The organism is Bradyrhizobium sp. C-145 (assembly GCF_023375135.1).
Classification (GTDB): domain Bacteria; phylum Pseudomonadota; class Alphaproteobacteria; order Rhizobiales; family Xanthobacteraceae; genus Bradyrhizobium; species Bradyrhizobium zhanjiangense.
Map to the genome: position 1 here is coordinate 5,006,850 of NZ_CP088150.1, position 22,971 is coordinate 5,029,820.

The 22,971-nt window shown below is 61.7% G+C and carries 19 protein-coding genes and 1 pseudogene; 7 read left to right on the forward strand and 13 right to left on the reverse strand.

The annotated features are described in order from the left end of the window. Positions 1-44 precede the first annotated feature (44 nt). Both LRP30_RS23435 and LRP30_RS23440 read right to left on the reverse strand, forming a co-directional pair. Positions 45-791 (reverse strand): Crp/Fnr family transcriptional regulator, encoded by a 747-nt coding sequence (locus LRP30_RS23435; protein WP_249756440.1) that lies wholly within the window; start codon positions 789-791, stop codon positions 45-47. Next, positions 791-3,961, reverse strand: a complete 3,171-nt coding sequence (locus LRP30_RS23440; protein WP_249756441.1) for a CheR family methyltransferase — start codon at positions 3,959-3,961, stop codon at positions 791-793. The genes LRP30_RS23435 and LRP30_RS23440 overlap by 1 nt, the downstream gene beginning before the upstream one ends. 185 nt (positions 3,962-4,146) lie before the next feature. Between LRP30_RS23440 and LRP30_RS23445 the strand changes: the two genes are divergently transcribed. After that, a complete protein-coding gene (locus LRP30_RS23445) occupies positions 4,147-4,356 on the forward strand; it encodes a hypothetical protein (protein WP_128941284.1) in 210 nt (69 codons plus the stop codon). Here LRP30_RS23445 and LRP30_RS23450 read toward each other — a convergent pair. Both LRP30_RS23450 and LRP30_RS23455 read right to left on the reverse strand, forming a co-directional pair. Beyond that, a complete protein-coding gene (locus tag LRP30_RS23450; RefSeq protein ID WP_128933264.1) occupies positions 4,322-4,588 on the reverse strand; it encodes a hypothetical protein in 267 nt (88 codons plus the stop codon). The two genes, LRP30_RS23445 and LRP30_RS23450, sit on opposite strands and share 35 nt — an antisense overlap. Before the next feature lie 10 nt (positions 4,589-4,598). Continuing rightward, on the reverse strand, positions 4,599-5,606 hold the full coding sequence (locus tag LRP30_RS23455) for a chemotaxis protein CheB (protein ID WP_128941282.1): 1,008 nt from the start codon (positions 5,604-5,606) through the stop codon (positions 4,599-4,601). Between the two features lie 88 nt (positions 5,607-5,694). Between LRP30_RS23455 and LRP30_RS23460 the strand changes: the two genes are divergently transcribed. Together LRP30_RS23460 and LRP30_RS23465 are read left to right on the forward strand one after the other, a co-directional pair. After that, positions 5,695-6,099, forward strand: coding sequence for a response regulator (locus tag LRP30_RS23460; RefSeq protein WP_128955649.1), 405 nt, complete (start codon positions 5,695-5,697; stop codon positions 6,097-6,099). A gap of 54 nt (positions 6,100-6,153) precedes the next feature. Further along, on the forward strand, positions 6,154-6,438 hold the full coding sequence (locus LRP30_RS23465) for a hypothetical protein (protein WP_128955648.1): 285 nt from the start codon (positions 6,154-6,156) through the stop codon (positions 6,436-6,438). A gap of 229 nt (positions 6,439-6,667) precedes the next feature. Here the strand turns inward: LRP30_RS23465 and LRP30_RS23470 are convergent, their stop codons facing one another. Then, positions 6,668-7,276 (reverse strand): isochorismatase family cysteine hydrolase, encoded by a 609-nt coding sequence (locus LRP30_RS23470; protein WP_249756442.1) that lies wholly within the window; start codon positions 7,274-7,276, stop codon positions 6,668-6,670. 482 nt (positions 7,277-7,758) lie between these two features. Between LRP30_RS23470 and LRP30_RS23475 the strand changes: the two are divergent. Further along, positions 7,759-8,043, forward strand: a pseudogene (locus LRP30_RS23475) (chromate transporter); the annotation flags it as partial. Positions 8,044-8,056: 13 nt separating this feature from the next. Here the strand turns inward: LRP30_RS23475 and LRP30_RS23480 are convergent. From LRP30_RS23480 to LRP30_RS23495, 4 genes are all read right to left on the reverse strand, one after another. Continuing rightward, complete coding sequence (locus tag LRP30_RS23480) at positions 8,057-9,961, reverse strand: diguanylate cyclase (protein ID WP_249756443.1); 1,905 nt, start codon at positions 9,959-9,961, stop codon at positions 8,057-8,059. Between the two features lie 209 nt (positions 9,962-10,170). Then, the gene (locus tag LRP30_RS23485) at positions 10,171-12,312 is read right to left on the reverse strand and encodes a glycosyltransferase (protein WP_249761819.1); all 2,142 of its coding nucleotides are present in this window, start codon (positions 12,310-12,312) and stop codon (positions 10,171-10,173) included. Between the two features lie 21 nt (positions 12,313-12,333). Next, on the reverse strand, positions 12,334-13,614 hold the full coding sequence (locus tag LRP30_RS23490; protein ID WP_244551175.1) for an HlyD family secretion protein: 1,281 nt from the start codon (positions 13,612-13,614) through the stop codon (positions 12,334-12,336). A 530-nt stretch (positions 13,615-14,144) separates the two neighbouring features. Continuing rightward, positions 14,145-15,512 carry a phenylacetate--CoA ligase family protein gene (locus LRP30_RS23495; protein WP_249756444.1) on the reverse strand — a complete coding sequence of 456 codons (1,368 nt, stop codon included), beginning with the start codon at positions 15,510-15,512 and terminating at the stop codon, positions 14,145-14,147. 832 nt (positions 15,513-16,344) lie between these two features. Between LRP30_RS23495 and LRP30_RS23500 the strand changes: the two genes are divergently transcribed. After that, on the forward strand, positions 16,345-16,641 hold the full coding sequence (locus LRP30_RS23500) for a hypothetical protein (protein WP_128943328.1): 297 nt from the start codon (positions 16,345-16,347) through the stop codon (positions 16,639-16,641). Positions 16,642-16,943: 302 nt separating this feature from the next. On the opposite strand, the gene LRP30_RS23505 is transcribed toward LRP30_RS23500, so the two are convergent. Then, a complete protein-coding gene (locus LRP30_RS23505) occupies positions 16,944-18,044 on the reverse strand; it encodes a cytochrome c peroxidase (RefSeq protein WP_249756445.1) in 1,101 nt (366 codons plus the stop codon). A 282-nt stretch (positions 18,045-18,326) separates the two neighbouring features. Between LRP30_RS23505 and LRP30_RS23510 the strand changes: the two genes are divergently transcribed. Next, on the forward strand, positions 18,327-19,391 hold the full coding sequence (locus tag LRP30_RS23510) for a glutamate-cysteine ligase family protein (RefSeq protein ID WP_249756446.1): 1,065 nt from the start codon (positions 18,327-18,329) through the stop codon (positions 19,389-19,391). A 1-nt stretch (position 19,392) separates the two neighbouring features. Here LRP30_RS23510 and fetB read toward each other — a convergent pair whose 3' ends face one another. Next, positions 19,393-20,199 carry an iron export ABC transporter permease subunit FetB gene (gene fetB / locus LRP30_RS23515; protein ID WP_249756447.1) on the reverse strand — a complete coding sequence of 269 codons (807 nt, stop codon included), beginning with the start codon at positions 20,197-20,199 and terminating at the stop codon, positions 19,393-19,395. Further along, the gene (locus tag LRP30_RS23520) at positions 20,196-20,792 is read right to left on the reverse strand and encodes an ATP-binding cassette domain-containing protein (protein WP_249756448.1); all 597 of its coding nucleotides are present in this window, start codon (positions 20,790-20,792) and stop codon (positions 20,196-20,198) included. Before LRP30_RS23520 ends, fetB begins: the two co-directional genes overlap by 4 nt. Before the next feature lie 123 nt (positions 20,793-20,915). On the opposite strand from LRP30_RS23520, the gene LRP30_RS23525 reads away from it, so the two are divergent. Beyond that, positions 20,916-22,112: a DUF3182 family protein gene (locus LRP30_RS23525; protein WP_249756449.1), complete on the forward strand. Its 1,197-nt coding sequence runs from the start codon at positions 20,916-20,918 to the stop codon at positions 22,110-22,112. Between the two features lie 88 nt (positions 22,113-22,200). Here the strand turns inward: LRP30_RS23525 and LRP30_RS23530 are convergent, their stop codons facing one another. After that, positions 22,201-22,914, reverse strand: coding sequence for an amino acid permease (locus tag LRP30_RS23530; RefSeq protein WP_249756450.1), 714 nt, complete (start codon positions 22,912-22,914; stop codon positions 22,201-22,203). Between the last annotated feature and the right edge of the window lie 57 nt (positions 22,915-22,971).

Genomic DNA, 22,971 nt, shown 5'->3' on the forward strand with positions numbered 1-22,971 from the left:
CGCTGCCGCCAGCCCCCGAAGCAGCACCTGACGCCAATCTTTGGTCATCCACTCCGATAGAGTTGCAGATAGCTCGGCGAGAACAGCGCCGCGTCCTTGAGTGCGTCGAGATCGTTGATGGTGAGCGTCCGCTCGCGCAGCACGATCAGGCCGGACGCACGCAGCTCCTGCGCGGTGCGGTTGAGATGAACCACGGACAGGCCTGTGGCATCGGCGAGATCCATCTGCGTCACCGGCATGATGCAGGAATTGCCCTCGATCATGCCGACAGGACGAAGCCGCTCGAAGATCTCGCAGAACAGATGCGCGACGCGCTCCAGCGCGACGCGGCGGCCGAGATTGATGGCCCATTCGCGCTGGATCGCGTTGTTGACGAGGCTCTCGCACCAGAATGCTTCCGCAAGCGACCGGTCGCCCGCGATCAGGCTCTCGAAACGCGCGCGCTTGATTTCAGCGTAGACCACTGGCGTCAGCGTCGCGATGGAATGGTCCATGACCGCGAGCAGATACGCATGCGCGTCGCAGCTCTCGCCCGGGAAGATGAAATTGACGATCTGGCGCCTTCCGTCCTCGAGCGTCTTGTAGCGGCAGAGCCAGCCCGACAGCACGACGCGGACGCTGTCGACGGGATCCCCTTCCGAGATCAGGTCCTCGCCGGAGCCGGCGCGCTGCAACCCTTCGAGCATCGCATAGTCAAGCGCGGCGCGTGCCTCTGCCGACAACGGCCTCAACGCGTTCAGCCGGCGAGCGGCCGGCTCCAACAGGCTGCGATCGGCGATTGACAACGACATCAGTCAGCCAATGACGGCGTGTGGAAAGTGCGCTTGCTCAAGGGAATGATGATCGTGCATTGCAGCCCCCCTGGATTGAACGCCATCGTGGTCTGGCCCTTGAACTCGAAGGCCAGCGTACGCTCGAGAAGCTCGGTGCCAAAACCTTTTCGCGGCGGCGGCGCCGCTTGCGGCCCACCCCGCTCCCGCCATTCGAACACCAGCCGCGTTGGTTCGGTGCTTTCATCGACGCGCCATGAGACCTCGATACGGCCTGTTGGCTGGCTCAGCGCGCCATATTTCAGCGCATTCGTCGCAAGCTCGTGGAGCGCGAGCGCGAAGGTCTCCGCGGCTTTGGGCTGAAAGCGCACCTTCGGGCCAGAAACCCTCATCTGCTCGCCTTCGCGAGCATTGTAGGCGAGCAACTCCTCGACCACGAGATATTCGAGGTCGACGCCGCCCTCGGGATCGCGGGTCACCAGCGCCTGGGTGCGGGCGTAGGCGTTCAGCCGGCCGTCGAGATGGAAGGCATATTCCTCGACGGTCGTGCTGGCTTCCGCCGAGCGGCGGGCGATCGAGCGCACCACGCCAAGCGTGTTGCGCACGCGATGCTGGAGCTCGGCCAACAACAGGCGCTGCCGCTCTTCGGCCCGGGTGATCGCGGTGACGTCGATGAAGGTGATGACCACGCCGGCGATGAAATTGTCGATGCTGCGATAGGGCAGGATGCGGACGATGTAGCGTGTGCCGCTGTCGGGCGCGCTCAGCTCGCGCTCGACGCTCGCCAGCGTTCGCAGCACGCGGCGAATGTCGTCATAGAGCTCCTCGATCGGGATGCGCGCCTTGATGTGGGCGATGGGGCGCCCCATATCGGTCTCGACCAGATGCAGAACCTGCGTGATCGCCGGCGTGAAGTTCATCACGCGCAAATCGTTGTCGAGGAATACGGTCGCGATCTGCGTGCTCTCGAGGAAATTCTTGAGGTCGCTGGTGGCGCGCGTCAACTCCTGAACGCGATGCGCCAGCTCGCCATTGACGGTGGTCAGTTCCTCGTTGACCGACTGCAATTCCTCGCGCGAGGTTTCGAGCTCCTCGTTCGCGGACTGAAGCTCCTCGTTGAGCGACTGGTATTCCTCGTTCGAGGACTTCAGCTCCTCGTTGGTGCTTTCGAGCTCCTCGATGGTCGCCTGCAGGCGCTCCCGCGTCGCGCGCAGCTCGCTTTCGAGCCTCTCGACATGCTCTGTGCGCACGAGGGCGTTGGGATTGCTCTGGTTGGTCTCGATCGCGCGGATGGGGCCGTCCTTGAACAGAACGACGAAATTACGGTGGCCGCCGGCGCCCTCCTGGATCGGCTCGACGGTGACGTCGACGACGACACGGTGGCCGTTCACGCCGAGCTGCACTTGCTCGGCATGGGCAGGCTCGTTGGTCTCCGCCGCACGGCTCAGCACGGTGCGGAGTTCCAGGCGGAGATCGCGGTGCACGAGCTGGAGCAGGTCGAGCGTGGCGGTGCCCGCCGTCGGCTCGATGTAGCGGCCGGTGCGACCGGAGAAGTGCAGGATCTGGAAATTGTCATCGGTGATGACATAGGCCGGCGCATAGCGCTCCGCGATGCGCTGGGCGCGGCGCTCCAGGCCGACGTCGGGGCCGAAGGAGCGCACCGGCGGGACTTCGACCGGCGCCCTGCCCGCCGCGGTCGTGATCGGAAATTCCGGTGGCAGCCGCGTTCCGGTCTCCAGCTTCTTGAAGATGCGGGCGCGGCGATCGATCGGCGCAAACAGTTTCGGATGCCGCGTCACGTTCTCGGAATTGCCGAGGAAGAGAAAGCGGTCCGGCAGCAGCGCGAAATGAAAGAGCGGGATCACGCGGTTCTGCAATTCGGCATTGAGATAGATGAGAAGGTTCCGGCAGGAGACGAGGTCGAGCTTGGAGAACGGCGCGTCCTTGATGACGTTGTGCTGCGAGAAGATGCACATCTCGCGCAGCTCCTTGACCACGCAATAGGTGTCGCCCTCGCGCACGAACCAGCGCGCCAGGCGCTCGCTGGTCATGTCGGCCTCGATGCTGGTGCGATAACGGCCGACGCGCGCGGCCGCCAGCGCGCGGCCGTCGATGTCGGTGGCGAAGATCTGCACCTGCGGCGCCGAATCCATCCGCGCCATGTATTCGCGCAGGAGAATGCCGATCGAGTAAGCCTCCTCGCCGGTGGCGCAGCCGAGCACCCAGACCCGAACCTGCTGACCCGCGCCCTTGCCCTCGAATATCTTCGGAATGATCTGGGTCTCCAGCACCTCGAATTCGCGCTTGTCGCGGAAGAACTCGGTGACGCCGATCAGGAGGTCGTTGAAGAGGTGCTGCGCCTCATCCTTGTCGTTGCGCAGCAAATCGATATAGGCCGGAATATCGTCGATCTGGACCACCTGCATGCGGCGCTGCACGCGGCGCAGGAAGGTGTTCTGCTTGTAACCGTGGAAATCATTGCCGGTCTTGTTGCGCAGGATGTCGGCGATGCGCGACAGCGAGGTCGCGGCCGCGGCCAGCACCTCGTCGAAGCCCTGCTTCTCATCCAGGCGCCTGAGATGACGGGCGTAGACCTGGATGTGCTCGGGGATCTCCTCCGGCGGCAGTACATAGTCGGCGATCGCGGCAGGCGTGTTGCCGTCGAGCAGGTGCTCAGCCGCGTCCGGGCCCGCGACTTTCTCGGCGATGGCGAGACCGCCGTGGTCCTTCAGCGTCGCGGCGCCGAGCGTGCCGTCTCCGCCGGTGCCGGCGAGGATGACGCCGATGGATTGCTCGGCGCGTTCTTCGGCCAGCGACACCAGGAAGCTGTCGATTGTGGCGCGCTCGCCGGGCGCCTGCTCGGCTCTGCGGATCGCGAACCGGTCGCCCTGAATCGTGGTGATCATCGCCAGCGGGCACAGATAGATCGTGCCGCCCTCGATCGCATGACCGTCACTGATGTCGGCGACCTTGGCGCCGTTGGATCCCTGCACGATCCGGCGCAGCCGTGGCTCGTCGAACGACTCGTGATGCTGAAGTGCCAGCACGATCGCCTGATCTGCGCCGATGATCAGCTTGCCAAAGAAGCGCTCGATGCTGTCCAGGGCGCGGGGGGAGGCGCCGACGCCGATGATCAGCGGGGCCTTGATCTGGCGCTCTCCATCGACTGGCCGGTCGCCGACTTCCTTCATGGCTCTGGTAGCTCTCTTTCGCTGACCGGGACCAATGGGCGCCCGGCTCCTGCAAATAGCAGAAATCGATATTACCCCAACAGATCAAAGGCAAAAATGTCCCGAAGCCCTTTTCGATTCCTGGCCCGATCGTTGTCAGCCCCGGCCGGAAGATCCATACTCGGCGGGTAGCGCAGGAACGCGCGATGCAAATCTCCGAGGAACTCGCGACCCTGATCGGGCGCGCCGAGCGCGCCACCGCGACCACACGCCGCCTGCTCGCCGAGAACGACCGCTGGCGCCGCCGCGTGGAGCGACAGCTCGACTACATGTTCGAGCTCAGTGCAGAATTCAGGAGACCGGCAATCAGCCACCCGCCGGCTAACCCGCCTCGACCTGCCGCCGGAGGTAAGTGACGCGCTGCTCGATCAAGACGCGGTGGCGCTCCCATTCGACCAGGGTCTCCTTGAGCAGATCAACCAGCCGTTCTGCCTGCCGCGTGTCGTGGCCTTCCGCCGTCAGCTCACGCACGCGATCTTCCTGATCGCGGATGCGCTGCGAGCCCTCCTCGATATCCCGATCGGCCTTCACCAGCAGGCGCTGCTCGGTACGGAGCTGCTTGGTCCATTCGGCAAGGGAGGTGGCCATGGCAGAGCCCTCAAGCCTCCCGCTTATGAACCGGAGGATCGAGCGACTTTAGCACGACGCGCCGGATCATGTCGGCATATTCGCGGTATTCGGCCGCCCTGGCTTCGTACATCTCGGCGACCGCAGGCCGGCCGCTGCGCCGGCCGTCGGCGGCCATGCGGTGCACCAGTTCCGCCCGTTCCTCGATGATACGGAGCGCAACCCGCAAGGCTTCATCGACCCGCCCTTCCTGCTCCTTGGCGAGAACATCCGCGGTGAAGGCGTGACCAACCTGGCAGCGGAAACGCATTGGGCGACCTTCCTTGACCTCGGAAAGCACCCCCCCGCAGGCCGGGCATGTGAGGGCGACGGGATCGGCAACCGACACGAGATTGTCGCTGCCGATCCGCTCACCGGCCGCAATCTCGACCTCGAGCCTGATCTCGGGCGGGATCGGCAGCGGGACTCCGGCCTGCTCCTTGACCAATTCGGAGAGAACGTCGCCCATGGTTGCGCCGGGAACGCAGAGATCGATGGTGGTGGCCTCCATGGCGCGCCGCGGCATTTCATCGGAAATGGCGTCCATGGGGTCCTGCACCACCGTCATCCCGCCGCAGCGCTTGATGGCGTTGAGGCCGGCGGCGCCGTCCGACAAGAGGCCGCTCAGGAGCACGCCGATCACGCGCGGGCCGTGATAGAGGGCGGCGGAGCGGAACAGGGCATCGATCGCCGGCCGCACCAGGTTCTCGCGCGGCCCCCGCCCAAGGAAAATGTGATCCCCGGACAGCAGCAGGTGGTGGTCGGGCGCGGCAAGATAAATCTGGCCGGGCTCGATCTTCATGCCGTTTTTGGCCTGCCGCACCGGAAGCGGGCCGGCATTGCTGGCGACCGTGGATAGGATCCCGATGCCCTGCGCAGGAATGTGCAGGACGACAAAGATCGCGGCCGGCAAGTCTGCCGGCAGGCGGCCCAGAATCTGCTTCAAGGGCTGGGTGGCGCCGGCCGAGCCCCCGATGACGATGATGTCGCGGTTGCTCATGGAACCCGCCTCGGATTGCATCGTTTGGACCAAGGCGGTCCTCCGCCTTATGTTCCAATCGTATCGATGGGCTCCCGGGAGGGGATCAATGTCAGTTTCGCCCGCGTCGTCTCTCGCAGGTACGCCGCTGACGGGGCGCCGCATCCTGGTGGTCGAGGACGAATATTTCCTCGCCGACGACATCGGCAATGCCCTGCGCAAGCTCGGCGCAGAGATTGCCGGTCCCGTCGGTCACATCGAGGATGCAGTCGCGATGCTGCACAATGGCGGCGTTCTGGATGCCGCGGTGCTCGACGTAAACATCCGGACCCAGATGATCTTTCCGATCGCCAGGGAGCTCAGGGCGCGCGATGTGCCCTTCGTGTTCACGACGGGGTACGAGAAGATCAGCATCGAGCCGGAATTCCAGGACGTGCCGCTCTGGGAGAAGCCGATCGATATCGTGGCCATGGCACGGAATCTGGCTAGGCTCGTTGGCGACCGGCGAGCATGACGCCAGCGCGGCGCGTCTTCCTAACCACTTCTTCGCAACAGAGAGTGACGTTCAATGATCTACGCACCCGATCCCGCCGTCGACAGGCAACTCCTGAGCCATTCGCAGGAGCTGGTGCGCGAGGCCATGGCGCTGCTGCGCAGCAGCGATCATCTCGTGAGCGCTCAGCGCCTGCGCGAGGAGCTGGAGCAAGAGCGCCGCAACCCGCCCCACCGGGACAGGCAGCATCCGGACAAGACCGCTGCCTCGGAAGATCGCAGCCGACAACGATCAGAACAAATGCGCGAAGGCGATCCAGACGGTCACCGCCAGGCACAGGATAACTGCGGCGTAAGGTAGCGCGACGCGCAAGACAGGACCCTTCCCGGCCGTTAGTCCATCATCATCCAGATGATCGCTCCCATCATCACCAGGAAACCCGTAATCGCGGTCGCGACAAAGGCTTGTTCAATGCGATCCATTGTCATCGCAGCCCCCTTTCCAGCCGGCATAGTCTGGCCGCTCCGGATGACCCGTGCATTAGGCTATGTGAATCGGCCGACGCGCTGCGTCGGAATGTCCAGCGAATCTACTCCCGCCAGAATTCCGCCAGCTCCTCCGCGGTGACGAGGTCGACCTGGCCGTGAAAGCGAGTGCGGTACATCGTCATGAGCGCATCGTGCCCGACGTCGGACGAGCTGCACAGCGCGTCCTCGACGATGACGACCCTGAAGCCGAGATCGACGGCGCTCAGGACCGTCGACAGCACGCAAACATCCGTCTCGGCCCCGGTGATCACGACCGTGCCGACGTTCTTTCCGATCAGCAGGCTTACAAGACCGGGATTGCTGAATGCGGAATAGGCCGGCTTGTCGATGACGGCGGCCGGCGGAACGAACCCGGCCAAGGCCGGCACGAGTTCGAGCCCGGATGGCGGAAGATGTTTTCGGGTCGCCTGGTGCCAGCGCTGGAAATAGCTCTGCCACTGGCCCGGACGGTCTTCCGGATCCTGCGGCGTGATGAAGCGCGTGAAGATCGTTCTGGCTGGATGGCGCGACGCAATCGAGGCGATCGTCGGCAGGACGCGCTCCATCCAGGGTGTCGCCCAGAGCCCGCCAGGGGCGAAAATGTTCTGCATGTCGATGCAGAGGTGAACGCCATCCCTGATCTCGGCAATCTCCGACGCACTGTCCCTCATCGTCCTCCACCGTCAGGCGCTCGGCCCCACGCCGCCAGTCGGGCATTTCCGCGGCGAGTTCAGCGACGGCAATGCGAACGCAAAGGCTTTGGTTCCGCGACTATGCCGCCGTCGACCTTTGTAGGTGATATCGCCGAATAGGCGACGCCTGGCGTCGTCACGAAAGACGACACGACATATTGCGAGTTAGTGAATCGGTTCAGAGGTGGCGTGACCTCCTCATCCTTCTTTCCTGTGATCGCTTTCCTTCAGCTTCTCGCCGACGCCCTTCTCATTGGCGGAGGCTCGCTTGGCGAGACCGGCGGGCGCTGCAACGGCCGCCAACGTCCCTCCGAGCAAAAGCAAACGGCGCTTGCTTGGCATGACTGGTCCCATGATGCACACTGCCGATCAGCGCCATGCCTTCTCGTTCTTACAGTGTGCAGCCGGAATCGGATCAAACGTCCGTGACCAATCTGAATTCATCAACCGATACCTCTACCGGCATCTTCCTACCGGGGATGCTGGTGCTGCTCGGAGCCTTGCCGTTCTGGGATTCGTTCCGCAAGCGCGCCGGCGCCCAGGCCATGATGCGGGGTGTCAACGCCGCGGTCGTCGGCGTATTGGGGGCGGCACTCTACGATCCGGTATGGACCGCGACCGTGCATTCGCCACGGGACTTCGGCATCGCGCTCGTTGGCTTCGTCCTGCTGGTCGCCTGGCGCGCTCCTCCGCTTGTCGTCGTCGCGTTCAGCGCCGCTGCGGGTGCTGCGATGGCGCTGGTCTGATTGCTGCCCCCTTTCAAGCCCGTATCGAGCCGGGCCACGCGATGATTTGCCCTGACATCACAAGGCCGTTGCGTCCGCTCTCCTTGGCGACATAGAGCGCCTTGTCCGCAGCCGCTATCAATGACGCGCAATCCGCTTTGTCGGTCAGCGCCACGTGCGTTGCGCCGCCAATGCTCACAGTGACCTGCTTGGACGGTGGGTTGAACGCGTGCAGGATGCCGAGTTCCTGGATCGCTTGCCGAATTTGCTCGCCGACCTGCTTGCACCCTCCTGCATCAGTATTCGGTAACAGCAAGGCGAATTCCTCGCCACCGTACCGGGCCGCCACGTCTGCCGGGCGTCTGGCCTGCTCGGCCAGAACCCTGGCGATTGAGCGAAGACACGCGTCGCCGGCCTGATGCCCGTACTGATCGTTGAAGCTCTTGAAATGATCGACGTCGATCAGCAACAGCGATAAAGGCGCTCCTTCGCGCCTGGCGCGATCCCATTCCGCCGCCAGCCGCTCGTCGAAGTGCCTGCGGTTTGCCAGTGACGTCAGGCCATCCGAAATCGCGAGAGCCGACAGCTTATCCTCGAGATCCTTACGTTCGGTCATGTCGCGCGAGATCGCCACCACGCCGTTGATGTCTCCGCTCTGCGCGCTCCTGGTGACGCGCAGCGCAGTTTCGATCCAGACCTCGATCTTTTCGCGATGACGGGTGCGATATGCAATTCTCGCCTCTTCGGCTTCGCCGTCCATCAACGCGGAGATGGTTTGCTCGACCCGTGCCAGGTCCGCGGGATTTATCCCGGCGAGAGCTGACGTATTCACCAACTCGTTCGGAGCCCAGCCAAGAATCTGGGCGCTGGACGGCGACGCATAGAGGATCTGCCTATCGATCGCGATGCGCATCACCATATCGCCCGACTGCTCTGCGAGGAGGCGAAAATCCGCCTCCTTGGCGACCAGAGCTGCGGCCATCTTTTGCCGCTGGTGCAGCTGATGCACCAGCAAGAGCCCCGCAACCGCCAGCCCTCCTGCCAGTCCCAGGACTGCAGCCATGCGCCCCAGAGCGGCTCTGCGCCAGGGGGCCAAGACATCGTCTTCCGATTCGGTGGCAACCACGAGAACAGGATAGCGACTGCTCCGTTGATAAAAGCTCAGACGCCGAACCCCGTCGAGAGGCGACGTGAAGTAGTAGGCGCCCGCAACCGGCCGCTCGCGGAGATTCCTAAAAAGCGGGGCGCCAGACAGATCGCGGCCTGTGTATCCGTTGTCCGGGCTACGTGCGAGGACAATGCCGTCTGCGGCCGCCAGCGCAACTGAACCATTCTGGCCAACGTCGAACCCGCTATAAAACTGCAGGAAGTAATCAACGTTGATTGTGGTGAGGGCGACGCCGGCAAAACTGCCGTCAGGATGATTGAAACGTCTTGACGCTGTGATGATCCATTGCCCGCCTGATCGACTCCTCACCGGATGTCCAATGAAGGTTCCCCGGTCAGCCACGGCACGATGATGCTGGAAATAGTCGCGGTCGCTGTTGTTGAGGCCGGCGAACTCCACGGGCTCGCTGGTAGCGAGCCAGCGTCCGGTCTCGTCATAGATGAACACCGCCCGGATTCGATTCGCGGCCTTGCGCCGGGAAAGAAAGGTCTGAATCTTGGCAATTGCCGCAGGGCCAGTTCCTTCCAGTTCGAGCTGGCCGACCAGCACGTTCAGAACGGTGTCGGTGAGCTCGAAGGTGTCGTCCGCGTGCTGCGTCAGCGATCGGGCCAGATTGGCCATGTCGGTCTCGGAGCTCTTCAACGTCGCCTGTCGCGACGACCACTCCCGCCAGCCGCTGACTGCGATGATCGCCACGCAGGCGACCGCCACAAATATGGATGCCCAGAACGTCAGACGCCCTTGGCGAAAATCGCTGCGATGATCGGACAAGAGACGTTCCCTCTACCCTGACACCCCAGGACGATTCGGGGTTATGACAGGCTTGACCATTTCCGGTTGAGGTTTGTGGCAGAACATGGAAGTCGGCTGACTGCATCGGGAGCCGGTTTGTGCGATCGACAGCTCGCGGAGGTCGATGAGCACAGGGATCAACATCATCAGCTCAGCCGATGGCTTGGAGTACCGAGCCGCCGACCCGGCTAAGGAAAGGTTCTGGTGAAACTCGTCGGATGCAGGCTTCGAGCTCCGGCGAGATGTGCCAAATCGCCGAACCGCGGTTGAGGCCGGATGACCAGGCTCTCGGCCGGCAGACGCTCAGCCGGCGAAGGCGCCGCGGGTTTCGCGCCACTTGTCTCAAGCTGAGGCAACGGCGCGGCCATTGACCAGATGCTCTTGAGCATCGTTCTGTTCACCGACCATGCGATAACACTGTTCTCCTTCAAGCGGGCGACGGTAAAGAGCTTGCGGATCAACAGGTCTCGTTCGAGCGACTGCGGCAATTTGAACTGCACCCCGACGAGCTGACCCCTTTGTTGCACGATCATCGCGTCGACCCAGCCGACCTGCATGATGTGTACGCGTAGCGGTTCTCCGCTACCAGGACAGTCGATGCCGGAATCGAGCAGGACGCCGGCGCCGGAAAGAGAGATGTTGCTCATGCGCCCGGAAAGCAGCTCACCGGTCTCAGTATGGATCAAGACTGATTCGTCGACATCGAAGCGTTCCTCGGAACGCCCCATCCGCGCCTGTAGCGAGGTCATGCAGACGAAGAACAGCACGACGATGTTCACGACCGACCAGAAGGCGACCATCGGTAAAGCGGCCGGATGATCGATGATCCGCCATTCCGGGATGGTGTTCAGAACGAGGCCGACAACCGTCAACGCCATCAGGGCCGCCGACGGCCAGAATATCTCCGTGGCATAGCTTGTGCACCGCGCGGCGGCTCCCTTGGGCGTCACCCTGAACGCATGTCCCTTCGGCTTGACGAGAGTCCCGAGCACCGTCGGTAGAATCTTGAAGCTCTGGATGGTCGCCGACACCTGGGCAGCCAGTGGAAAATGCGCGTGCGGCGCGAACCAGGAGATACCACCGTTGAGCGCCAGGATCGCGGGGAACAAGTAATAGAAGACCGACTCAGGGGTGACGTCGACCACAGGCGCGAGGCCGGTCCACATGAAAACGATCGGAACCACCACGACCATGAGCGCCCGCAAGCCCAATGAGAGCCAATGCGTCGGAAAGAAGAGGAGCCGATGCATCAAGCTCAGTCCGGGGCCGAGCGGGCCGGCGGCGAGATACAGGGTCTGGATCGCGCCACGCGCCCAGCGTTGTCGTTGCACGAAAAAGGCGCCAAGGCTTTCCGGTGCCAATCCAATTGCCAGCGGTTCGCAAAGATAGCGGGTGACGTATCCTTTGCGCAGCAGCACCAGCGTCAGCAGGATGTCTTCGGTAATGGACTGGGTCGGCAAGGAATCGCCTACCGCGCGGAGTGCTGCACGACGCGTGACGGAGTTGGATCCACAACAAAACGCACCATCCCAGCCGTCGCGCGCAGGCATGATGCTATCGAAGAAGAACCGTTGTTCGTCCGGCAGTCCCCTGTGCAGGCCGAGATTCGCCTGCATCGGGTCCTCATTGTAGAAGGCGTGCGGGATCTGAACGATTCCGATCTTTGGATCGGCGAAGAAGCCCATTGCGCGCATCAGGAAATTGCGCTGCGGCACGAAGTCCGCGTCAAAGATCGCGAAGAACTCGCCATGCGTCATCGTCAGCGCATGATTGATATTGCCTGCTTTCGCATTCACATTGTCGGAACGGGTGAGATACCCGGCACCCTTGCGCTCGCAGAGTTCCTTCAGCCAGGGCCTGCGACCATCATCCAGGACCCAGACCTGGAAGTTTGGATAGTCCAGACATAATGCGCCCGTGATCGTCTTTTCCAGCACCTCGAACGGCTCGTCATAGGTTGGAATGAAGACGTCGACCGAGGCAAGCTCATCATCCGGCAGACCGCGAAGCCGACGTTCATGCTGATCTGCCTCGCTGCGGCGATCGGTCCTGCGAAGGAAGGTCAGATAGAGAATGAACTGATCCGTGAAGGTCAGGAGCTCAACGAAGAGACAGAGCCAGATCCAGCCGACCTGATACCAGGTCCCGCTTGCCGGCAGCACTGTGGTGAAGATGCGCCATTCGAGATAGCGGGCAACGACAAGCCAAACCGCGACAAAAATCGCGATACGCGCCCAAAGGCGCGTGACTGCAAAGGTCGGCGCCAACAGGTACATCGCCGCAAAGACGCCCAACATCGGCGCGAACAGCTGAGCGAAAGACAGAGTCATGACCTGCACGGAATTTCTCGCTCACAGGGACGACTGGTCGAGGTCCAGCCGAGCGGTCAGCCATTTCAGCTTCGAGCTGACCAATCGAAGCAGGCCGTCGGAGCTGCGCTCGAAGCGCACTTCGGCCAACCGTCCGATGTCGCAGGAGCCGTTGTGGTCGGCGGCCGTCTCGTTAGGCGGTAACGAGATCTCAACAGTAATGTTGCCCGGATCAGGTCGCGGCACCCGAGCCGCGAGCAGTCGATCATCGGCGTACGCCGCCGAGCCGCGAACTTGCCGGATCTGGCCGGTCTTCCACTCGCGACTCCCGATCAGGCGGACAGTCGCCGCATCTCCAGGCTTGATCTTCTCGAAATCGCGCTCGGGCAGTTCAACGACGATGAATCGGCGTTCGCAATCTGCAAAATCAAAGACCGATTGTCCTTCCGTGACCATCGAGCCCGGGCTGGCCGCGACCGACCAGACCACATGGGCTGCAGGCAACGATAGATCGTAGTGTTGAAGGCGATCAAGTCGAGCGCGCTCCTCTGTGATTTCCGCGGCCAGCTGCGCGGAACGTGAGCTGTTTTGCAACAGGTCCGTCTCGAGCTCCTGGCGACGGAGAACAAGTCGCTCGCGCTGTTGCTGAGAATAGGGCACGTCATTGGCATCGCCACGAAGATAAATGCCCTTCTCAGCCGCCGCCAACTCCGTCTTGAACCGCTGCAGGCGTTCATCGGCCATCTGGCACCGCGTTGCGGTTGCCTCCTGGGAAGCCTGGGCTTCGGAAGAACGGATCTGTGAACTGATGCCGAGCTTGACGAGCTTCTCCATCCGGCCCGCGACATCGTTCCGCTGCCGCGCCTCGGCGAGACAGCCGCCTCGTTCGGCCTCCGTTTCTCCGATCTCGTGGCTCAGGCGTGCGACCGCTCCCAAACGATAGTCCTCGCTGCGCTCGCGGAGCTTGCGATCGAGCTCGGCGATTTCCTCAAGTTGCCGACGTGCGAGCTCTGCGCGCTTGCTGGACACGGCAAGCTGCTGATCGAGGTCCATGAGGTGCCGGCGATCCGGCGAACGCGCCTCGACCAGCGACACCACCCGGTTGCGCTGGAAATATTCACCTTTGCGTGGAAGATCAGGCGCGAGCTGACCCGCGATCGGTGCAGTCACGCGCATGAGCTCGGCGTTGACGAAGGCGGACGGAGCGATTCTGTAGGTCACATACGGCAACAGGGCCCATCCGCTCAGAGCGATGATGCCGAGCGCCAGGGATCGTCGGACAGTTCGGCTACGAATGAAGCGTTCGACATGCAAGCGGACCACGACTGGATCTCCAATGGGCTTTGGTCGCTGCGCCTGCCTCAGCAAAGGCAGGCCAATCGACGCGGCCCGCCCAGCATTGTCATGAAGTCTGCGTGTGAGGCACTGAGCATTCCGGCAGCATTGCTGCCAGCCGAAGTCAGCTTCATCGCAATCGCAGACTCGTCTTCGCAACCAAGAGAAGTGTATCTAGCTTTCACCACACCAGGTTAATTTGTGTCAAAACCGGAAGACTACGGCCCGAACCGAAATCAAGATGCGGCTTGAAGTCGGCGCCATTGGCGGCGAGCTCGTTTGCTTGAACGCGCGAAGCTGTCTTGCCGAGATGGGCAAAAGATTAGGTGGAGTTCGGGGCCTATAGGTGCTTTTCAAGCCGGGTGCCGCGCGCCGTAATTCCCGGTTCACGCCGGCCTGCCCTGACAAGGCCATCGCCAACCGTTCACCTACAGCGGGCAGCTCGTTGCTTCGCGTTCAATGCAAACATGCGGGTGTAGGACAACAGCAGCGCGATCCGCCCGAAGCTCTCACGATTTTCAAGCGCTCAGAACCAGTGGGATGACGGTGCGGTATTTTCCGGCGGAAGATGCGACTGGTGGTTCGGGGGCCAACTCAACAGACACCTGACCAAGCCCATGCTCGTTCAATAGCTTGGTCAATTCGGAATGCACCGCCCGCCAAACCCGGTTTGGGTCAGCGTCGGCTGCGGGATGGAGCCGAACGCGCAATTGTGTTGGCGCAGTCTGCACGATCTGAAGCAACTCCACGCCAGGTACATGATCTATCTCAAGCGCGAGCGATGGCACTGCGACTTTCTCGCCGCATTCGGTTGGAAACGTGAGGATGTCGGCAGCGCGGCCCCGCACGCGGATCGCCGGAAGCGGGTTGCCGCAAGGACAGGGATCAGGTCGTTGCAGGATGCGGTCGCCGAGATCGTAGCGGAGGATCGGCTGCACGCGATTGGCGAGGTTGCTCACGAGGACCGTATGCGACTCCTCACCGGGCGGCACCGGCCGATAGCTCGCATCGACGGGTTCGAGGATCGCCCAATCGCTGTTGACGTGATGCCAACCGTGTTCACAGCCGATCGCCATGAACAGGCATTCCGTCGCGACGTAAATAGTCCGGACCTTGGCGTGGAATGCCCTTGCGATCCGGTCGTATCCGTCCGGCGAAAGCCCTTCCGAAGTCGGAAGAACCAGCACCGGCCGAATATGTAGGCGACCGGCATCCTGCTCGGCGGCCAAGAGTGCCATGACGCTGGCGTATCCGATGAGCAGAGCCGGGCAGAACCGATTGAGTTCGGCGACCAGATTCCGCAACGGCGCCTGTGCCGGGAGCGCCCGGAATCGTCGGGCCGACGATTTTGTGTGGATTGCAGCAAAGCTGGTTGCGCCGATGTAATGGCCCCCCATCGCAAGCACCGACGCCGCGCGGCCGCCGCAGACGAGGAGACGAAATATCTCGCTGGCGCTAAGCGCGCCGATCATCATGCGCAGCGAAAAAGCGAGTGTGACCGTCCAATTGTGCTCGTCCAACAGGAATATTCCAGGTGTCCCGGTGGTGCCCGAGGTGGTTGCCACTGAATATTTGCCAAGGAGGCGTTGCCCGATCAGCTCAGGGTTATCGACGAACGCTCGCACTGCCGCGAAACTAACCTCGCGATCGGTGACCCAGTCGTCAAAATGACGCATCAGCTCTTGCTTAAGAGCCACCGGCAGCACGGACGAACTCTCAATCCGCTCCGGTAGACCCTGATAGAGCTCGCGATAATAGGGCGAGTTGGCGCGAGCGAAGGCGACGGCCTCGCCAAGCCGAGCGCGTTGTCGCTGCGCGATGGCATTGAGACCTTGCCTTCTTGCGCGGTGCGCATCGAGCAATACCGATGAGATGCTTTCGCTCATGATAAGCTCACATTGGCATGGTGCACGCGGCTCAAGCGCCATCGCGTCGCACCACCGCGCAAGAGGCTCGCGAAGGGTTACAGGATCATCAGACGAAAATGGCCTATCAACCAACCGCGCCCGAGTCGCGGACGCAAGCGCTTGCGCCGCGTGGGGCGCGGAGGTTGATGCTCGCTTTCTCTGGCCGCAAGGACGCCGGCACTGTCGGCGCTGGCCCCGTCGGGCACTGGCACTGTCGGCCTGCTCCTGTAGCGCTCGTGGTGCGAGAGACCGTCTCGATCAACCCACCCTTGATGTAGACCCGCGCAGACTGCGGACCCAACTCACGACTAGGTGAAGGGCGAATCTGGATAGGGCGTGGCCCGCCCGACCGGACAACGGGCGCCGCGCCCTATCGCATCCGGACGGACGGGACGCCAGGCGGCCGCCCGGATGACGCCAATGTGCATTCGTTGGATGCGCGTGCGGATCAGGCGTGCGCCTTCCCAAAGCTCGACGTCATGATCATCAGCGAGCTGCTTGGCTCGTTCACTTGCCGTTTTTCGTCGGCGCAATGGAGTTCGACGCGAAGCTGAATGTGGCCGTCCGCCCCTAGGATACAGGCGCGATAATCTCCTCCAAACGTCAGTTCCGAAGCTGAAGCTCGAAGGAACTTACAACAATATCAGTGCAGTGCACTGTCAGTTCGATTAGGACAATACTCCCATTCTGCCGAGCCGAGGCGCTGGCGCCACTCGCGGATGCGCGGCTCTTTAAATTCACCCGGGGTCGGAACGCACTGAGCAGGCGCACGTTCGCACTGACACAATCCTTTCGTAAGGAGGTAAGCGCCATGAAGTTGCTTATAAGTGCCGTCGCCCTTCTGCTGACGGTTCTGTCTTCAGCGGTGTTGGCGCAAACGACCAAACCCGACGTCTCCGGTGCTCCGAGCGCACAGAGCTCCGGCGCAGGAATACCGGGTCAACCGGGAAACAAGAGCGGTCCTGCCGTCAAGCCTGGAGAGACCGTTGGTTCTAGCTCGACGACGAACCAGGAGAACCCGACGGTTCGAATGCAGGACCCGTCGAACATTAAGGGACTGCCGGGCAATAAGAGCGGCCCGCCTGCTAAGCAGCCCTCGCGCCAGTGAATGGAAAGATCGGACTATCGCAAGCAGCATTGAGGCTCGCACCGAAAGACCGCGGGCCGGCGTTGCGGTCACGATCAGGCCGCAGCTTTGCCGGCTTTCATCTGGGGGTCCACGGCAACGCCTCCCACGATAGCGCCCTACTCCCGGGCGTAAGACCGCGTCGCATGAAACATCATGGGCGCACCCTGGTTCTCGCCGGGTTCCAGTTTGAAGAGAAGTGATCGTGAGACGGCGACGTCAGCTGGTGAGAGCTCCGCCAGTTACCTGCTCAATCCACCGTTGGTCCGCGGTCTGGCTGACGTTCACCGGCCCTCCCCAGTTGCTTGATCCCCTGCAGCTTCGAAGGCGTTGGGGGGCAGCACTGGGGCGTTGCGAAAATGATCCGGCAACTCTCCGGTTAGACTTCCCAGGAAAGCTACGATGTCCGCGACATCTTGCTCCGCAAGATCCTTGCCCAACTGTACCTTCGCCATAATCCGCACCGCTTCAGGTAGCGCGTTGACCGATCCGTCGTGGAAGTAAGGCGGCGTCACGGCCACGTTGCGCAGAACAGGCACTTTGAAGACGTACATGTCGGCTTCGTCATGGGTCACATCGAAGCGGCCCTTGTCGATCTCGGCGCTCTTCGTCTCATTCCAGTAATCTTCGACAGCTCCGAATTTCTGGAAGCTGCCTCCTCCGACACCAGGGCCATTGTGGCAGGCTGTACAGCCGGTCTCGAGGAAGGTTCTCAAGCCGCGCTGTTCTGTAGCTGAAAGGGCCCGAGCATCCCCAGAAAGATATTGGTCGAAGCGAGACGGCGTGACCAGCGCGCGCTCGTAGCTGCCGATTGCCTTGCCCCAATTGTCCGGCGTTACAGAATCTGTTTCTCCCGGAAATGCCCTTTCGAACATCCCCAGATAACCGGGAATACCCTTAATTCTGTTCATTGCGGACGCATAGTCGAGGTTGCCAAAGCTTGTCGGGCCGACCAACGCCTGTGTCGCTTGATCCTCGACGTTCTTCCTGTCGCCGCGCCAATGTGCATTGAGCTGCAGGGCGGCATTGAGAATGGTCGGCGCGTTGCGTGGATTGATCTTGTCGTGTGCGCCGTGCGGTTTAGCCAAGCCATCCGTTCCGTAAAGGGAAGGCTGATGACAGCGAGCGCAGCTCGTGGTGCCGTCCACCGAGACGCGGGGATCAAAAAACAACGTGCGACCGAGTTCAACACGCTCGGGCGTGATCGGGAACTCCGGTGTCGCCATATCCTTGGGCAGTGGCTGGAAGACTTGCTGCGCTTGGGCCAACAAGACATCCGTGGCACCCCTTACGTCAAAGGTCGCCGCGACGAGGCCGACCACCGCAACGGCTGCAATTAGCGCAGCCAGGCGGAAACGAGAGCACCACATTGAACTTGCTCCCATCGTAACTCTCCCACTCTGCCAAAACTCCAATGCGCCGTTCCGATGGCGGTTCCTCGTCCTCGTAATCCAGGTCATGTAATTCCGAAGGCCTAATCGAATGACCGGGGTAGTGCCGAAAATTCCCGCATGCAGGTGCGTGCACTCCGAAAGGGCCCTCACCCTTCACAACGAGTTGATCGCGGCATGCGGAAGGCCGGCCTGTAACGACCGTTATCGAACAGCAGTCTCCGCAGGAGTGGCTCCGGCATCGATGGTTTGTGATGGCTTCAGAGCCAAGAGCAAATGACCCGCCACCGTTCAGGTTTTCACTTTGGCTTGGAAACGGAGTTCCTTCTGGTGGATGCATCATGCCGCCCGCTATGGCATCCCGAACTTCGGTTTGAAGAACTCAATGCAATTCTGGAGACAATCGAAGTCCGAGACTTTGATCAAAATGGACTTGATCTCATCCCCCTTCACCGCAAGAGAATGCCATTCGTTGTCGAGGGCTATCAGCTTCCCGGGCCGAATTTGGTGCCCACGGCATTGTTGCCGAAGGGGCTCGAGATTCGTACTCCGGTGTGCAATTCAATCGAAGAGTGCATCGACGCATTCGTTACGCTTCACGGCCGGATGCAGCGGTCACTGTCCGAGCATGGATACCGTGCGGCAATCCTCTCCTTCCATCCGATTGAGGACCATTTTGAAGGGCCGCAGAACAAGCGGCGATACGATCATTGGCAGTGGGCCATGGAGGCAATGACCACGTACGGGCCGGATATCAATGTCAGCGTGCCCTCCGACGTGGCGGAACGATTGGACCTGCACGAGCTACATGGCAAGGTGAATTATTACGCCCCTGCCCTCACCGCCCTCACCGTTGCCTCGCCGTTAGATCGCGGTGACCTTTGGCGGATGCGCGGTAAGGTCGGAAAATCTGTGCGCACCTATCACCGCAGCACCATTGCACCGGCTATTTCTATTCATCCAAAGGAAAACCTGCGCCTCGAGCTCAAGCCACTCGAAATGACTCCATATCGCATCGACTATCACGGGTATTTTCTGCTGTGGCTTGCACTGATTCTTGATGAGAGCTTGCTGGGACGGGCGACGGAGCAAACGCGAATCTACGACATGGGACAGGTTGCCCGCTTTGGCCTTCATGCCGAAAGTGCTCGCGAGCGCGCTCATGAAGTCTTGTCGAACGCACCGAGCGCGCTCGGCCACTGGGGCTTTGATTGTCAGGCCCTGGATCATTTTCATGCTCGGCTGGAGACCCGCCGAGTCCCCGCCGACGACATCATCGATCTGTTCGAATGTGAGCAATCCATCCCGAACGTGTTACGCCATCTCATTGATTTGCGATGACTTACGGCAATTTTTCGCTGGCGATCCGATCCAGGCGCAATCGGTGTCGATGATCAGTTAGCAAACGTCCGCCGCCGATGACTGCCGCAAGCGTGCCCAAACCCGTTCCGCCTGCAATCAGAAACATGATCAGTAGCTGGTATTTGACGGCATCGACGGGCTCGACGCCCGCGAGGATCTGGCCGGTCATCATCCCTGGTAGAGAGACCAGGCCAATTGCAGCCATGCCGTTGATGGTCGGCATGAAGCCGCTTCGCAGTGCATCGCGGATCACCGGGAGGAGCGCCTGATTGCGGGTACCTCCCAAGGCGAGGCAGGATTCCACCGCAGCTCGTTCGCGCACCACGCCATTGACGAGCACATCCAAGCCCAGGCTGACCCCAGTCATGGTGTTGCCCAGGATCATTCCCAACAGCGGCAGAGCGTAGCGCGGATGATACCAGGGCTCGGGACGGAGCTGCGAGAGCAGCGAAAACGTCGTGACGGTACCGGCGGCGAGCAAGGTGCAGCCTGCCCCCAAGCCGTAGGTCCAAAGACCCTCCAGCCGTCGCTTCTGACGGGCGACGATTTCTCGCGATGCGAACAAGACCATGATGAAGGCGGCGAGTGCCGTCCAGAACGGAGAGACCGCGGCAAACAGAAACGTCAGCACATATCCAACGAGTACGAGCTGGATCACCATTCGCATGCTCGCAAGGGCAAGCTGTCGTTCAAGCTTCAGGTGCAGCGCGAGCGAGAGCGCGCCATTCATGACAACAAGGAGCGCAGGCAATATGAGGTCGCTGTAAGCCAGCTGGATGTAACTCAAAGCGAGTGCTCCTCGAGGTGGCCGCCGCTCGCCATCATGAACAGACGAGATCCGACGCGACGAGCCTGGCCACTGTTGTGAGTGCTCCATAGGACGCTTGTTCCGGCCGAGACACGCGCGGCAACCAGGGCTTCCACGGATGCGGTCGATGCCGCGTCAAGCGCCGACGTGGGCTCGTCCAACAGAAGCACCCGCGAATGCAGCAACAGAGCCCGTACGAGGCCAAGGCGCTGCTTTTCGCCGGTAGAAAGTCTCCGGATCGGCCAGGTTCCGCAACTCGCTGGCAGCCCCAACTGCTCCACCAACGGAGTGGCCAGATCCCAGTCGGTAAAGTGCTCCTGCACCGTGTCAGCCCACCAGCCAGGTTCGGCAGCTACATAGGTCACCTGCCTGCGCCAAACAGGGGCCGACATCGTTTCCCGCGACACCCCGTCCAGTTCGACGGAGCCCTCATTCGGATCGAGATCGGCAATGGCGCGGAGCAGCAAACTCTTGCCGACGCCCGACGGGCCCTGCAGCGCAATACATTCTCCATCCGCGAGTTCGAACGAGACCACGATATGCAAGCGCTTCAGCGCGCTGACAGTGAGCATATTACCTTTTACCCTTGGCACATCTTGCAGCGATCTACGTTATCTGAATGGGGATGTGCAGTCTCCCCATCAGACGGTTCCGTCCAAGCACTGGCCAATGCTCGGTTGTCGAGGTGGTTGCGCATGGACCGACCCACATTCCCTCATCTGCTTCAGCATCGATCGCGCCAAACGCGGCCATCCGCGGTTCGTGAGATTGCGCGCGAACAGCACGGAATCCGCGCGGTCGCCTGCCTCTTCCCTCGTCTGGGCGCGCCGATGTACACCCACGAGAAGGTCACGCTTTCCGTGGTGGCTGAGAGCATCGCGCGCCTTAAAGGCTGTCGATTTGTAGGCGAATACGGCCCGAAGACGCATGTGGCCGCTGGTCTTTTCTTCGTTCCCAGCGACACGCTCATGCTCGACGAGGCGCGAGATCTCGGAATTCAATCTCCGCATCAGCTCTACGGCGCCGTGGTGCCATATTCCTTCGTCAAGACGAAGGCCATCACGCATCCCCTTGTCGCAAAGCACGCGGCCCGGCCGCGCGGCTGGTCATTTGCCTTCGGAGACGGTGTCCGTGATGCGGTTCTGCCGGGCTACACCGCATTTGACGTCGGCGGTGCAAGGCTGGCGGTCAAGCGGCTATTGGCGCTAGGGCCGGTTCGCGTGAAGGAGCCGCTGGGCGACGGAGGTCATGGACAGACGGTCATCACGAACATTGATGAACTGGAAGCTTACCTGGAGAAATTCCCGACAGATAAGCTGGCATCTCACGGCCTGTCGCTCGAGGTCAACCTGCGTCAAGTCGTAACCCGAAGCGTCGGTTGCACGATGATCGGCGACCGGTCGATCGCCTATCACGGCACGCAACGGTCGGTTACCAATAATTATGGACTTCGGGTCTATGGCGGCTCGCACATCATTTGCGTTCGCGGCGACTGGTCGGCGCTCGACAGTCTTCCCATGGAGATGGAGGCAAGGCTGGCTGTAGATCAAGCTCGAATATACGATCGGAACGCCGCCAGATATCGGGGCTTCCTGGCCTCACGCCGAAATTATGATGTTGGACAAGGCATTGATGGAACCGGAAAATGGCGATCTGGAGTGTTCGAGGCGTCCTGGCGCTCGGGCGGCGCGAGCACTGCCGAACTCGCCGCTCTGACCGCGTTCGCAGAGGACTCCCGTTTACAAGTGGTCGAGACGGCGTCCGTGAAGGATTATGGGAAGCTACGCAGAACCCCGGCTGGCGCAACCATCCATTTCGATGATGATGATCCTGAAGAGGGTCCATTGATCAGATACACGACGGCCGCGCGAGCCGTGCGCCAACTGGCGTAAGCTGTGGAAGGCTCGCTTCTGCCATCGCGACAGGTGGCCCTATCCGAGCACATGACGCCAGAAGCCCTTGCGTCTCAGCCGACGACGATCAGGCAGATCGCCGTTGCGGGTGCAGACGATGAAGCGCCAGACGGGCCAACGTTAATATGGTCAGGGTCCCTACCGCAGCGAGGACTGCAGCGTGAGGCATCGCTATGGTCAATCCGATGCAGCCCACGATGCCGTACCACGAGAAGATCGCCGGGTAGTGGCGCTTCCGGATCGGCAGATTCAGCGCAGCATAGTGCGTGATGAAATACCACACGAGCATAAAGGAGCCACCAACTTCGATGAGTGGCCGAAGATCAAAGATGAGAGCGGCGCTTGCACTGAGCAGGCCAAGGCCGATGACTGCACGACGAGGCGTCCGTGAACGCTGGTGAATTTTTCCCAGCCAGCTCGGGAGCTCGTGGGCCTCTGCCATCGGCAGAACGACACGCGAAGCACTCAGCATATCGCCCAGGATCTCCGCAAGCGCAGCGACGATCGCGCCGGCCAGGATGACCCATTTGCCCCACGGGCCGATCGCCTTCAGCGCGGCAGCGAGCAAGGGAGTATCCTGTGCTCCGACCTCGTCTGCTCCAAGAACGCCGAGAGTGACTGCTGCCGCACCGATAAACATGATCGCCGCGATTGTTACACCTCCAATGATGGCGACAGGAATGGTGCGACGCGGTTCCTTGACCTCCCCGGCCATGATGGCCATCCGCATAAACCCATCCCAGGTCCAAAAAAAGATAGCCGCGCCACTTGCGACGCCCATAAGCCCATTAGCACCTAAGACTGGCACAAAATGGCCCTGCTCGATCGCGTGGAGCGA